Origin of the sequence: Undibacterium cyanobacteriorum, from assembly GCF_031326225.1 — a bacterium.
In the GTDB taxonomy this organism is placed as follows: Bacteria; Pseudomonadota; Gammaproteobacteria; order Burkholderiales; family Burkholderiaceae_D; genus Undibacterium; species Undibacterium cyanobacteriorum.
The window spans coordinates 3,361,785-3,376,618 of sequence record NZ_CP133720.1 but is presented as its reverse complement, the minus strand read 5'-3'; the positions used below and the strand labels follow the sequence as shown (position 1 = coordinate 3,376,618).

Below are 14,834 nucleotides of genomic sequence, written 5' to 3'. Positions count from 1 at the left end.
AGATTCAGGTTGAAAACCTATTTGTATTTGTGTTCGAGGCTGAGTGCTAATGCCTCTGCGACTTTGATCCCATCGATTGCTGCTGACAAAATTCCTCCGGCATATCCAGCACCTTCGCCAGCAGGGAATAAGCCGCGCGTATTCAAGCTCTGCATATCTTTGTCATTGCGTTTGATACGAATCGGTGAGGAAGTTCGTGTTTCAACGCCAGTTAGGAGGCCATCCTTCAACGCGAATCCTTTAATTTGCTTATCGAACTCAGGAATCGCTTCGCGGATCGCCTTGATCGCAAACTCTGGTAGGGCGTCTGCCAGATTGCAAAGGGTGATGCCTGGTTTGTATGATGGCACCACTTCACCGAAGGCGGTGGAAGCGCGGTTCTCTAAGAAATCGCCGATCAATTGTCCTGGTGCGTTATAAGTCCCACCGCCCAATTCGAACGCTCGACTTTCTAACTTTCGCTGAAAGTCGATGCCTGCAAGGGGATGTCCGGGATAGTCAATTTCTGGATTGATGCCGACTACAATCGCGCTATTAGCATTGCGCTCGTTGCGAGAGTATTGGCTCATACCGTTTGTTACTACGCGTCCTGGTTCTGAAGTTGCCGCGACCACCGTTCCGCCCGGACACATACAGAAGCTATAAACAGATCGATCATTGCTAGCATGGTGCACTAACTTGTAATCAGCCGCACCAAGAATCTTGTTGCCTGCATTGGGGCCAAAGCGGGCTTTGTCGATAATTGATTGTGGGTGTTCAATGCGGAAGCCAACCGAGAATGGTTTTGCCTCAACATAGATGCCTTTGTCGTAGATGAGCTGGAAGGTATCGCGGGCGCTGTGTCCAACTGCGAGTACAACGTGGTCAGACTCGATGTATTCCTTATCGTTGACAGTGACGCCGACAATTTTGCCATCGCGAATGTCGAAGTCAGTGACTTTTTGTTGAAAACGAATTTCTCCACCCAGCTCAATAATATTGGCGCGCATCTCTTCGATCATTTTGACGAGACGGAAGGTGCCAATGTGCGGCTTGCTGACATAAAGAATCTCTTCTGGAGCTCCAGCCTTCACGAATTCGGTCAGCACTTTGCGACCATAGTGTTTTGGATCCTTGATCTGGCTATAGAGTTTGCCATCTGAAAAAGTACCGGCGCCACCTTCACCAAACTGCACATTGGATTCAGGTTGTAATTCGCGTTTTCGCCACAAGCCCCAGGTATCTTTGGTGCGTTCGCGTACCGCTTTGCCGCGTTCAAGTACGATAGGTTTGAAACCCATTTGTGCCAAAATCAGTGCAGCAAAGAGACCGCAGGGGCCGAAGCCAATGACGACGGGTCTTGGGAAATTTTGATTTTTTGCATGAGTGACGAACTTGTAGCTTGTGTCAGGTGCGATACCGATCTTTGCTTGACCTTGAATATCTTTGGTGCGATGGAGAACCTCGGCCTCGTTGCTGAGTTCAACGTCAATCGTATAAATTAAAATGATGGCAGTTTTCTTACGCGCATCGTAGCTGCGCTTAAAGATCAGGAAGCTTTTGAGTTCTTCGTCCTTAATCTTAAGACGCTTTAAGATGGCGTCTTTGAGATCGCTTTCGCTATGACTCAGTGGTAGTTGTAGATCGGTGATGCGTATCATGGTCGAAACCTGTAAATGATTAAGTCGCCATTTTAACAGAGCACATATCGCAAACCTAAGTCGTCAGCCTAAGGGGCTTGCGTATGAAGTCGACTCTTTGCTATAGTTCGCGTCCCGCAGAAATGCGGAGCAAGAAGAAAGAGTGGTAAGCCAGTCAATTTTCCAAAGTATTTCGATTGCTGTAAATGAAAGAAATCGAAATCAAGTTTGAAAGAAGTTCAGAAAGTTCAAACGAGGGGGTTGACGAGAAGTTGGAAAGGCTGCATAATCTCGTTTCTCTGCTGCTGACGAACAAAACGATTCGAAGCAAAACGCAAAAACTGAAGTCGAAAGATTAAATAGTGAGCGTAGCAGGCCAGATCTTTAACAATTAACAGTCAATAAATGTGGGCACTTGATAGTGATGGCGACTAGCTACTTCGGTAGTTAGGAAACTTAAAATATATCAAATGTTCACAAGAAATAACAAAGCAAGACGGTTTCTAGAAATAGAAATCGAACTGTCAGTATTTTGAGTGAGCGACACCGTCTAACGACGGAAGCAGAAATGCTAAAAACAGAGATTGAACTGAAGAGTTTGATCCTGGCTCAGATTGAACGCTGGCGGCATGCCTTACACATGCAAGTCGAACGGCAGCACGGGTGCTTGCACCTGGTGGCGAGTGGCGAACGGGTGAGTAATATATCGGAACATACCTTGTAGTGGGGGATAACTATCCGAAAGGATAGCTAATACCGCATACGCTCTGAGGAGGAAAGCGGGGGATCTTAGGACCTCGTGCTATAAGAGTGGCCGATATCTGATTAGCTAGTTGGTGAGGTAAGAGCTCACCAAGGCGACGATCAGTAGCTGGTCTGAGAGGACGACCAGCCACACTGGAACTGAGACACGGTCCAGACTCCTACGGGAGGCAGCAGTGGGGAATTTTGGACAATGGGGGCAACCCTGATCCAGCAATGCCGCGTGAGTGAAGAAGGCCTTCGGGTTGTAAAGCTCTTTTGTCAGGGAAGAAACGGTGAATCCTAATATGATTTGCTAATGACGGTACCTGAAGAATAAGCACCGGCTAACTACGTGCCAGCAGCCGCGGTAATACGTAGGGTGCAAGCGTTAATCGGAATTACTGGGCGTAAAGCGTGCGCAGGCGGTTTTATAAGACAGAGGTGAAATCCCCGGGCTCAACCTGGGAACTGCCTTTGTGACTGTAAGGCTAGAGTGTGTCAGAGGGGGGTAGAATTCCACGTGTAGCAGTGAAATGCGTAGAGATGTGGAGGAATACCGATGGCGAAGGCAGCCCCCTGGGATAACACTGACGCTCATGCACGAAAGCGTGGGGAGCAAACAGGATTAGATACCCTGGTAGTCCACGCCCTAAACGATGTCTACTAGTTGTCGGGACTTAATTGTCTTGGTAACGCAGCTAACGCGTGAAGTAGACCGCCTGGGGAGTACGGTCGCAAGATTAAAACTCAAAGGAATTGACGGGGACCCGCACAAGCGGTGGATGATGTGGATTAATTCGATGCAACGCGAAAAACCTTACCTACCCTTGACATGGCAGGAATCCTGAAGAGATTTGGGAGTGCTCGCAAGAGAACCTGCACACAGGTGCTGCATGGCTGTCGTCAGCTCGTGTCGTGAGATGTTGGGTTAAGTCCCGCAACGAGCGCAACCCTTGTCATTAGTTGCTACATTCAGTTGAGCACTCTAATGAGACTGCCGGTGACAAACCGGAGGAAGGTGGGGATGACGTCAAGTCCTCATGGCCCTTATGGGTAGGGCTTCACACGTCATACAATGGTACATACAGAGGGCTGCCAAACCGCGAGGTGGAGCTAATCCCAGAAAGTGTATCGTAGTCCGGATTGTAGTCTGCAACTCGACTACATGAAGTTGGAATCGCTAGTAATCGCGGATCAGCATGTCGCGGTGAATACGTTCCCGGGTCTTGTACACACCGCCCGTCACACCATGGGAGCGGGTTTCGCCAGAAGTAGGTAGCTTAACCGTAAGGAGGGCGCTTACCACGGCGGGGTTCGTGACTGGGGTGAAGTCGTAACAAGGTAGCCGTATCGGAAGGTGCGGCTGGATCACCTCCTTTCTAGAGTGCGCTTGAATGTTAAGTGTCCACACTTATTGACTGTTAATGAAGAAGAACGCAGACAGTACTGAGAAGTGCTGTGAAGTAATGACCCGAACAAATGGGGGTTTAGCTCATCTGGTAGAGCACCTGCTTTGCAAGCAGGGGGTGATCGGTTCGAGCCCGGTAACCTCCACCAATGACTGGGGCTGTAGCTCAGCTGGTTAGAGCACCGTGTTGATAACGCGGGGGTCGTTGGTTCGAGCCCAACCAGCCCTACCAAGTGTAGATAGGGGATGTGAGATGGGTCGAAATAACAAATGTGAGTGGCGCGAGCGCTATTGAGATTTGTTCTTTCAAAGCGAAAGCAAAGTAATGAAGTAGTACCGTTCTTTAACAATTGAGAAGAAGTAAAGTAAGAAATAATCAAAATTTATTTCGTAGAGGAGTTCATGAGACATCGTGAACAAATTTATGGAAGGGTTGTGATTGTATCGAACAAACAAAGTAGTAAAAGTGATCCAAGTCGTCGTCAAGCAATTGACGAAGAATAAAACTCACTTGAGCTACGGCAACGCTAAAGTAATACTCATATAGTAGTAAAGAACTATAACGGCTCTAGGAATAGAGATCAAAGTTATAGGGACAAGTGACTAAGTGCACATGGTGGATGCCTTGGCGATATCAGGCGATGAAGGACGTAGTAGCTTGCGATAAGCTGCGGGGAGTGAGCAAACACACCGTGATCCGCAGATTTCCGAATGGGGAAACCCGGCCGTAAGGTCATCGTACTCTGAATACATAGGAGTACGAAGCGAACGTGGCGAACTGAAACATCTAAGTAGCTACAGGAAAAGAAATCAACCGAGATTCCCAAAGTAGTGGCGAGCGAAATGGGAAGAGCCGCAAATGATAACTACTTTCATACTAGAACAGCTTGGAAACGCTGACCATAGAGGGTGATAGTCCCGTATAGGAAATGATCGTAGTGGTACTAGGTTTGCAAGAAGTAGGGCGGGACACGTGAAATCCTGTCTGAATATGGGGGGACCATCCTCCAAGGCTAAATACTCGATATCGACCGATAGTGAACCAGTACCGTGAGGGAAAGGCGAAAAGAACCCCGGGAGGGGAGTGAAATAGAACCTGAAACCGTGTGCATACAAACAGTCGGAGCCTCGAAAGGGGTGACGGCGTACCTTTTGTATAATGGGTCAGCGACTTACATTCAGTGGCGAGCTTAACCGCATAGGGAAGGCGCAGAGAAATCGAGTCCGAATAGGGCGACAGTCGCTGGGTGTAGACCCGAAACCAGATGATCTACCCATGGCCAGGTTGAAGGTGCGGTAACACGCACTGGAGGACCGAACCCACTAATGTTGAAAAATTAGGGGATGAGCTGTGGGTAGGGGTGAAAGGCTAAACAAATCTGGAAATAGCTGGTTCTCTCCGAAAACTATTTAGGTAGTGCCTCAAGTATCACCAACGGGGGTAGAGCACTGTTATGGCTAGGGGGTCATCGCGACTTACCAAACCATTGCAAACTCCGAATACCGTTGAGTGCGAGCTTGGGAGACAGACATCGGGTGCTAACGTCCGGTGTCAAGAGGGAAACAACCCAGACCGCCAGCTAAGGTCCCAAAGTACAGCTAAGTGGAAAACGAAGTGGGAAGGCTAAAACAGTCAGGAGGTTGGCTTAGAAGCAGCCACCCTTTAAAGAAAGCGTAATAGCTCACTGATCGAGTCGTCCTGCGCGGAAGATGTAACGGGGCTAAGCTGTACACCGAAGCTGCGGATATCCGTAAGGATATGGTAGGAGAGCGTTCTGTAAGCCTGCGAAGGTGTCTGGTAACGGATGCTGGAGGTATCAGAAGTGCGAATGCTGACATGAGTAGCGATAAAGGAGGTGAAAAGCCTCCTCGCCGTAAGCCCAAGGTTTCCTGTTCAACGTTCATCGGAGCAGGGTGAGTCGGCCCCTAAGGCGAGGCAGAGATGCGTAGCTGATGGGAAGCAGGTTAATATTCCTGCACCGTCGTATGATGCGATGGGGGGACGGATCGCGGAAGGTTGTCAGGCGGTTGGAAGAGCCTGTTCTTGACTTGTAGAAGGTGCTTAGGCAAATCCGGGCACATAATTCAAGGGGTTGAGACGAGACACTTAGGTGTCGAAGCAATCGGAAGTGGTTCCAAGAAAAGCCTCTAAGCTTCAGTCATACGAGACCGTACCGCAAACCGACACAGGTGGGCGAGATGAGTATTCTAAGGCGCTTGAGAGAACTCGGGAGAAGGAACTCGGCAAATTGGTACCGTAACTTCGGGATAAGGTACGCCCTTGTAGCTTGACCAGCCTGCGCTGGAAGGGTGAAAGGGTTGCAATAAACTGGTGGCTGCAACTGTTTAATAAAAACACAGCACTCTGCAAACACGAAAGTGGACGTATAGGGTGTGACGCCTGCCCGGTGCTGGAAGATTAAATGATGGGGTGCAAGCTCTTGATTGAAGTCCCAGTAAACGGCGGCCGTAACTATAACGGTCCTAAGGTAGCGAAATTCCTTGTCGGGTAAGTTCCGACCTGCACGAATGGCGTAATGATGGCCACACTGTCTCCTCCCGAGACTCAGCGAAGTTGAAGTGTTTGTGATGATGCAATCTACCCGCGGCTAGACGGAAAGACCCCATGAACCTTTACTGTAGCTTTGCATTGGACTTTGAACCAATCTGTGTAGGATAGGTGGGAGGCTTTGAAGCGGGGACGCCAGTTCTCGTGGAGCCATCCTTGAAATACCACCCTGGTTTGTTTGAGGTTCTAACCTTGTCCCGTTATCCGGGTCGGGGACAGTGCATGGTAGGCAGTTTGACTGGGGCGGTCTCCTCCCAAAGTGTAACGGAGGAGTTCGAAGGTACGCTAGGTACGGTCGGACATCGTGCTAATAGTGCAATGGCATAAGCGTGCTTAACTGCGAGACTGACAAGTCGAGCAGGTACGAAAGTAGGACATAGTGATCCGGTGGTTCTGTATGGAAGGGCCATCGCTCAACGGATAAAAGGTACTCTGGGGATAACAGGCTGATTCCTCCCAAGAGTTCATATCGACGGGGGAGTTTGGCACCTCGATGTCGGCTCATCACATCCTGGGGCTGTAGCCGGTCCCAAGGGTATGGCTGTTCGCCATTTAAAGTGGTACGTGAGCTGGGTTTAAAACGTCGTGAGACAGTTTGGTCCCTATCTGCCGTGGGCGTTGGATATTTGAAGGGGGCTGCTCCTAGTACGAGAGGACCGGAGTGGACGAACCTCTGGTGTACCGGTTGTCATGCCAATGGCATTGCCGGGTAGCTATGTTCGGAAGAGATAACCGCTGAAAGCATCTAAGCGGGAAACTCGCCTTAAGATGAGATATCCCGGAGCTTTAAGCTCCTTGAAGGGTCGTTCGAGACCAGGACGTTGATAGGCTGGGTGTGGAAGTGCAGTAATGCATTAAGCTAACCAGTACTAATTGCCCGTACGGCTTGTCCCTATAACTTTGGTAAAGTTTAGGATAACTACGACAAGTATTACAAAGTGTTTGCCAAATAGTTTGGTCAATCACAACCGATTATGAATTACTGTCAGACCAAAACCTGACATACTTCTTCCCAATTGGATTTGTTGCGATTCACAAGTCAACGTGAACCACAGCAAATCAACAAGTTATGCCTGATGACTATAGCAAGTTGGTCCCACACCTTCCCATCCCGAACAGGACCGTGAAACGACTTTGCGCCGATGATAGTGCTGCAACCAGTGTGAAAGTAGGTCATCGTCAGGCTCTTATCCTGAAAAGCCTCAAGTTCCTTCGAACTTGAGGCTTTTTGCTTTGGGGGCGCTGATCTTATTGAACAGTTGCCCATCTACAAGTACTTGTTGATTTCTACTTCGATTTAGCCAAATCTGTTCTTCTCGTCATATTCACTTCCAAATGAGGAAGTTTTCTGCACAATAAAATATTCAAAGCAGAGATATATCGGCTGGTGTTGTTGCTTTTTTAGTACGCAAACTTAAATTGTGCCTCGAAAAGTACCTATCTCCTAAAAGCAGCCTGCCTTTTATGTTATGGTAAAGCCTAGCTTTTTAAATAACATAAATAATTAGTCTGAATGTTTTGATGATCGAGAATGGTTGGGTGGCCTATGTTTTCTCACAATCGACGTAATCAAGGATTCACGCTCGCTGAATCCCTAATGGTTTTACTCATACTCAGCATACTTTTGGCCCTTGCTATTCCGGCGTACGGGAGTTTTGTGATCAAAACCCGAATTACGACGGCTACGTCGGAGCTACATGGCACCATTCTGTATGCTCGATCTGAGGCAATTAAAAGAGGTGGTGCTGTAATCATTTGCCGAAGTTCTTCTACTCGTAGCGAGAATCCGCAATGTGACAAAGGGCCTGACGCTCTCGGGCTGGGATGGGGGAGCGGTTGGATTGTCTTTCACGATAAAGATCGTAATCGGCGCTTAAATGCAGGAGACGAGATCCTAATGATGCGGGCTTCATTTTTTAGCTCAAATAAAGACGGGGCAATATTGACACGTCCAACGCATAATCAACTCGACTTTAATGCTACGGGACAGACCTTTGGGAACTACATGAGTTTTATTATCAAGCGGCCTTTAAGCGACGAAGATACAAAGCATGATAAGTATATTTGCTTGGCATCAGGCGGTCGCGCCCGAGTTTCCTCAGAGCCCTGTTCCTGAAAGTAAGACACAGCATGAATGCCAAAGATCTTAACTTTTTTACCGTTTATCTGAATTACTTTTGAGAATTTTTTTGATTGCATTATTCTCCTATGCGTAAATGGGGGAGTTATGAAATCAAGATCCGCACATCACAGACTACAAAGCGGTGTAACTTTAGTTGAACTGCTAATTGTTATCGTCATCACCAGCGTCCTTGCTGCAATTGCCATACCGAGCTACCGTCGTATGGTTGTGTCAAGTAAGGTTTCAACAATGGTGTCTGATTTGCATAGTTCGCTCTTACTAGCTAGATCCGAAGCACTAAAGCGAAGTGTCTCGATTGGTATTTGCAAGACAACTAATCCTTCAGACACTACTCCTACTTGTAACTCAGCTGAAGATACCCTCGGATGGGCGACTGGTTGGATGATTTACGTTGATACTAACGGCAATAAATCTCGTGATACGAATGATGCCATTGTCCAAGTGTTTGGACCTTACCTGAACAGTGCTTCCGAGGGGAGCATCACCTCAGACGCTGCAAATGAAACCGTGACATTTGGTATTACAGGACAAACATTTGTGAAGACGCAGTTTGTGATTAACGCTCCGAGCGCTTATTCAAGTGAAACACGAGCTGTGTGTTTATCCATTGGCGGTCGCGCGAAAGTTGAGCAAGCGAATGCTTGTCCTTGATTCCTCGAGAGGTGAATAAATGAAGGCAAGAATTAAACAGCAAGGGGCAACCTTAATGGAAATCATGGTTTCCATTGTGGTGATGGCGATCGGTTTGCTTGGTTTGGCGAGTTTGCAGATGAACGCCCTCAAATATCAAAAAACCGCGAGTCAGCGGTCGGAAGCGCTGCAAGCAGCATATGACCTTGGTGAACGTATGCGTGCCAACTGGGTCTTTTCAACGCAAGATAAATATGCGGCGGAGCGTGCTGCGAATGAGGCGAACTATACCTACAAGACTGACTATGCAACGTCCATTGCAGCGAATCACAAAGTCCTGCCTTACAGCTGTCAAACCGTGATGAGTAATCCTGCAGGTTGCACGGCTGCTCAAATTGCGCAGAACGATATCACTCAATGGCTGCGTTCCGTTGAGGTCCGTTTGGCGGGCGGAGCTGGATATATTGCCCCTGTCGCCGGCGCGGCAAGTAGCACTTTTGACGTAACGGTAATGTGGAAGGAACAAGGGTTGACTACGACCGATCCCGCTTGCCCTGGCGCTGCTGCGGCACCAGTTGGCGTACGTTGTTTTACGATTAGGTACACAGTATGAAAAAGCTTATGAGATCTCGGGCACAGGGTGGTCGCTCCATCGTTGAGTTGATGATCGCTCTGACGATTGGTATGGTGATTTTGATTTCGATTTCGTCTTTGTTTTACGCGAATAAGAAAACTTTCCGTGCCACCGATGATAAAAGTCGCCTCGATGAAGAAGGTCGCTTGGCTCTCAGTCTGTTGAGTTTTCACATTCGTATGGCTGGTTACGGGACCCTTTTGAGTTCCATTGAGAAAAGTGAAGATGACACAGTGGCGCCAGTAAAGGTGCAGCCTGCGGTATATACCAGTTTTGCGGACAACAAGGGAGCAAGCACTGATGCTATCCGCGGATGCTCGGGAGGCTTCACGGATACTTCAGCCGCTCTCGCAAGTTTAGCTTGCAACTCCACGACGACGGATCCGGATGCTTTTTTGGTGCGATATGTGGTAGACAACTATTCGGATAACACCACGTCGACTGGTGTACCAACGGACTGTCTTGGTGCTGCAGTGCTTCCGACAACGATTCCAGCGGATGATGCAAAAAAGAAGGGCGGCGTACAAACAGAGTACATCGTTGAAAACCGTTTTTACATCAAAACAACCAACGGTACTCCTGAACTCTATTGTCAAGGCAATGGGGGGCTTACAAGTACGACTGACAGTCTCAAACCTGGTCAGCCGATCGCCGAGAATGTTGAGAAGATGAAGCTTACCTATGGGGTTTCGTATAACGGAACACAAACGATTGATCGCTATTTGACCGCCGATCAATTGACAAGTGCCGACTGGCAGAAAGTCATCGCGGTGCAGGTCTGTTTGGTAGTAAGGTCTGCATCAGATAACCTCGCCACGGCAAAACAAACGTATATGGATTGTGATGGCACCACGAGCGTGACCGCTACCGACAAGCGCTTGCGAAGCGTGTTCAAGACGACAGTCACCATTCGCAGCCGCGCAGTAGGAGCAACGTAATGAGAATCTTGAATCGTCAAAAAGGCTTTGTGCTGCCAGTGAGCATGATATTTCTGATTGTGATGACGATGTTGGCGATCACCGCAATTCGGAAATCGACACTTGATGAAAAGGTGGTTGGCAATTTGCGCGCACAAGAAAGTGCGTTCCAGGCGGCCGAGAAGGGACTCCGTTTTTGTGAGCGCCAATTGGATTTGGCTGCTGGCTCGACCAATATGTGTCGATTGAGGTCTGGTAGTACGGTTCAGATACCCTTGAACGAGCAGGATTTTAATCCCAATAATGTTTCGGGGAATTTTCCCAATAAATGGAAAGATAAAACTGTTTGGAGTTCTGCTTACGCACTTACTGCGACGGGCATCGATCAAATTTCAGGAGTTGCTTCGCAACCCCAATGCATTATCGAACGTTGGCCTTTGCCCGGTCGCGATCAATACAGTTGGCCATACGTGATCACATCACGCGGGGTCGGCACTGTTGATACGGCTGTGGTTATGCTTCAGGAAATTATTCGTTGTGGAAATTACTAATTGAGGTTGAAAATGGATAGCAAAGTTTCAGTGAGCAAGCGCGTACTAGCCGCTGCGCTCGTACTTGCGCAGATTATCTTGCCACTACATGCGAATGCAACAGTCTCGAAGTTGCCACCTTTGGTCAAACCTAAAGTGCCACCCAATATTATGTTCACATTGGATGATTCAGGTTCAATGTTGTTTGAGTATTTGCCAGACAATTTGGTGCCAGGTTTTAACTACGTCGCGGGATTTCCTCAGCCCGCAAGCGTTTATAAGAATGGCGATAGCTTCTTCCAAAGTGTGATGGGTTTTGGCGATAACAATGGGACTGACAATGCGTTATCGTTAAAAATCATTCGTTTTAGAAATTGGGAAGTCAATGAAATTTATTACAACCCAAACATCCGTTACGAACCTTGGAAAAATGCCGATGGTAGTTCCATGGCCGCCGCGAATGAAACGGCAGCTTACTTCAATCCTGTGGCTCCAACGGGCGGTAGCTTGGTGGCGACGATTAATTTGACCACCGACCAACAATTCAATTTGTGGGGCACTCCGACTTGGGTAAAGTCATCCACGAACGCGAGTGTTGCTGAGAAAAGAAATTTTTACCCAGCGACCTATTTTAAATACATCGGCGGAACTGGCTGTGTATCGGCCGATGACGCGACAAGCACCGCGTGTTTTCAGAAAGTAGAAATCAAGTCAACGACCTCGACTTATCCGAAGATGTCCTCTGATCGCACAGATTGTGTCGCAGCAGCGAATACGTGTAGCTATCAAGAAGAAATCAAAAATTTCGCAAACTGGTTTCAATACTGGCGTTCTCGTATGTTGATGGCGCGTGGTGGTGTCGGTACCGCGTTTGCGAAACAAGAGTCTAATTTGCGGGTTGGTTTTTCGGCGATCAATGCGGGCTCTAGGACAATCAATGGTGTCTCAAGTGATATCGTTGTGGCAGGCGTTACTCCTGACTTTTCTGGTACAAATCGTCAAAGTTTTTATGATGAATTGTATAAATATCCAACAACAAGTAATGGTACACCGTTGCGTTATGCGATGGACAAGGTGGGTCGTTATTTCCTGCGCACTGATTCAGGTGGGCCATGGCAAAATACGATTAATGACTCAGCTAGTGGACAAGCAAGCTGCCGTCAGAATTATCATATTATGATGACGGACGGTACTTGGAACGGTAACAGTGCGTCCGCACCTGCGAACGGCAATGTTGATGGTACAAACGGCTCCGTTATGACAGCCGCGGATGGTAGAACTTTCCAGTACAAAACCACAGGTTCGGTTTCGAAGGACGTAAAAGGAGTTACCACTACCGCGTCTGAAAAGCAGTACGCTGATAGTAACTCTAGTACTTTGGCGGATGTGGCAATGTACTATTGGGTCACCGATTTGCGGACGGATTGGAACACAACTAAGAAAAATGTACCAACCAATAATTCAGATCCAGCTTTCTGGCAGCATTTAGTGACATACACGGTTGGTTTGGGCGTAGTAGGCACGCTTGATCCAAAAACAGATTTGCCCGCGTTGACAAATGGAACAAAATCTTGGAGCACACCGGCATCTGATTCTGTTAACAATGTCGACGATTTGTGGCACGCGGCAGTCAATGGTCACGGCCAGTACTTCAGCGCAAAAAATCCAAAGCAGTTCGGTGACTCCTTGGCTTCCGCGCTCGCTGACATTTCAAGTCGCGTGGGTAGTGCGGCAGCGGTGGCAACGTCGAACAATACCTTGGGTTCCAATACTAAGCTCTACACTTCTTCTTACCGTACTGATAACTGGTCTGGGAAGTTGGAGCAGAAATCTGTGAACGCTACGACAGGTGCTGTGGCGGTTACGAATGACTGGGATACGGACAATTGGACCGTAGTCCCCTCAACGCGCAAAATCTATTCGACCGCTGCTACTGGCACAGGGGGAATTGAGTTCAAATTCCCAAGTTTGGCGAGTACCGATCAGACCATCATGAACAATGCAGCAGCGTATTATTTGCCAACGGTGGTGACTGGTACGAACATCGTTGATTACATTCGTGGCGACAAAACATTGGAAAATAATCCGTTTCGGATTCGTAAGTTTGTTCTCGGCGACTTGGTTAATTCCGACCCTCAGTATGTGAAAGAAGGCAAGGATTGGGGTTATATGTTTTTACCGAGTGGGTCGGTAGGTAAAGGTTCATATCAAGCATTCTTGAAGTGGAAGGCCGATTCTAGCCGACCAGCAACGGTGTATGTCGGTTCCAACGATGGCATGCTACATGCGTTTGATGCGGCTGCAAACGATACTATCGCGATCGAACGGTTCGCCTATGTTCCGAAGTCGATTATCCCTAAGCTGCCAGAACTGGCGAAGAAGGAATATAGCCATCAATTCTACGTGGATGGAACGACGAACATTGGTGATGCGGCGATCGGTGCTGATACCAGCGCTCCATGGCGCATGGTGTTGTTAGGCGGAACTGGCGCAGGTGGCAAAGCCGTGTTTGCACTGGACGTGACTGATCCAGTAAATTTTAGTCAATCAAATGTCATGTGGGAATATAGTTCGACATTGCCAGCGGTTGACAATGACATGGGCTATACCATCGGCGTACCGCAAATGGGGCGACTCAAGGATGGTACTTGGGTGGCTGTATTCGGCAATGGTTATGAAAGCGCAAGTGGCAAAGCGGTGTTGTATGTCGTGAATTTGAAGACGGGTGCCGTGCTCTTTAAGAAAGATACAGGTACGACATCCAATGGCTTGTCGACACCGAAGTTACTGATCGGCGCTGACTCTACGATTCAAGCCGCTTACGCTGGTGACCTCCAGGGAAATTTGTGGAAGTTTGATTTTGTGACGGCGAGTGCAGGCGATCCTACCGTGGTGAACGTCGCATTCAGTGGATTACCCTTATTCACTGCAACGAATAGTTTCACTGGTTCTGCAGTGAGACAGGCGATCACCACACAACCGCAGCTTTACCCGCATCCTAATAATGGTGTTTTGGTGGTATTCGGCACCGGCAAAATTTACGAGGATGCAGACGTCTACACGACGGCTCGTCAGACCTTGTACGGTATTTGGGATAAAGGTTCAGCATCTTCCGTGGTCGCGAAGACGAGTTTGGTTGAACAAACGCTTTCGAAAGATACATCGGGAACTTACTACAAGATCGATAACCCTCAGGTGGTTGATTGGGCTACAAAACGTGGATGGTTCATGGACTTAAAAGTCACTTCTGGGGAACGCTTGGTCACAGATCCAATTATTTTTGAAGATCAAGTTATCTTTACTACTCTGGTACCGGGCACAAGTAGTGACCCATGTATCACGGACGGATTCTCGACGACGCTACAATTGAGTCCTTTGAATGGTGGACCCTTGAGTTATAAAACGATCGACACCAATGGTGATGGTAAAGTGACTGCGGATGATACGATGTACAGTGGTCGTCAAAGTACGGCGACGATGGGTACGACCATTATTCGTACGGGTAATCGTAATCTGAAGGTCTTTCAAGCTGCGTCGCGAGATGGTACGATGATCGGCGGTTCGGATGGTGTGAATAGTCGCGCTTCTGATCCGATTCCAACTGTCCGCCTATGGCGTCAAATTAATGTAAAAGAATAGT

The 14,834-nt window shown here is 48.2% G+C and carries 7 protein-coding genes, 2 tRNA genes and 3 rRNA genes; 11 read left to right on the top strand and 1 reads right to left on the bottom strand.

From position 1 onward, the window contains the following. Window positions 1-17: 17 nt before the first annotated feature. Window positions 18-1,640, bottom strand: coding sequence for an NAD(P)/FAD-dependent oxidoreductase (locus RF679_RS14150; protein WP_309481275.1), 1,623 nt, complete (start codon window positions 1,638-1,640; stop codon window positions 18-20). Between the two features lie 565 nt (window positions 1,641-2,205). Here RF679_RS14150 and RF679_RS14145 point away from each other — a divergent pair. The 11 genes from RF679_RS14145 to RF679_RS14100 all read left to right on the top strand — a co-directional run bounded on the left by RF679_RS14145 (window position 2,206) and on the right by RF679_RS14100 (window position 14,833). Beyond that, window positions 2,206-3,742 (top strand): 16S ribosomal RNA (locus RF679_RS14145). Window positions 3,743-3,844: 102 nt separating this feature from the next. After that, a tRNA-Ala gene (locus RF679_RS14140) sits at window positions 3,845-3,920 on the top strand. A gap of 6 nt (window positions 3,921-3,926) precedes the next feature. Next, a tRNA-Ile gene (locus RF679_RS14135) sits at window positions 3,927-4,003 on the top strand. Window positions 4,004-4,364: 361 nt separating this feature from the next. Then, a 23S ribosomal RNA gene (locus tag RF679_RS14130) occupies window positions 4,365-7,234 on the top strand. A gap of 178 nt (window positions 7,235-7,412) precedes the next feature. Beyond that, window positions 7,413-7,525, top strand: a 5S ribosomal RNA gene (gene rrf / locus RF679_RS14125). The 16S, 23S and 5S rRNA genes sit together here with 2 tRNA genes alongside, the layout of an rRNA operon. A gap of 346 nt (window positions 7,526-7,871) precedes the next feature. Continuing rightward, window positions 7,872-8,456, top strand: coding sequence for a GspH/FimT family pseudopilin (locus RF679_RS18935; protein ID WP_373921689.1), 585 nt, complete (start codon window positions 7,872-7,874; stop codon window positions 8,454-8,456). Between the two features lie 111 nt (window positions 8,457-8,567). After that, window positions 8,568-9,134 (top strand): GspH/FimT family pseudopilin, encoded by a 567-nt coding sequence (locus RF679_RS14120; RefSeq protein WP_309481274.1) that lies wholly within the window; start codon window positions 8,568-8,570, stop codon window positions 9,132-9,134. 19 nt (window positions 9,135-9,153) lie between these two features. Then, window positions 9,154-9,726 (top strand): type IV pilus modification protein PilV, encoded by a 573-nt coding sequence (gene pilV, locus RF679_RS14115; RefSeq protein ID WP_309481273.1) that lies wholly within the window; start codon window positions 9,154-9,156, stop codon window positions 9,724-9,726. Further along, on the top strand, window positions 9,723-10,685 hold the full coding sequence (locus RF679_RS14110; RefSeq protein WP_309481272.1) for a PilW family protein: 963 nt from the start codon (window positions 9,723-9,725) through the stop codon (window positions 10,683-10,685). The genes pilV and RF679_RS14110 overlap by 4 nt, the downstream gene beginning before the upstream one ends. Continuing rightward, window positions 10,685-11,215 (top strand): pilus assembly PilX family protein, encoded by a 531-nt coding sequence (locus RF679_RS14105; RefSeq protein ID WP_309481271.1) that lies wholly within the window; start codon window positions 10,685-10,687, stop codon window positions 11,213-11,215. Before RF679_RS14110 ends, RF679_RS14105 begins: the two co-directional genes overlap by 1 nt. A gap of 12 nt (window positions 11,216-11,227) precedes the next feature. Then, the gene (locus tag RF679_RS14100; protein WP_309481270.1) at window positions 11,228-14,833 is read left to right on the top strand and encodes a pilus assembly protein; all 3,606 of its coding nucleotides are present in this window, start codon (window positions 11,228-11,230) and stop codon (window positions 14,831-14,833) included. Window position 14,834 lies beyond the last annotated feature (1 nt).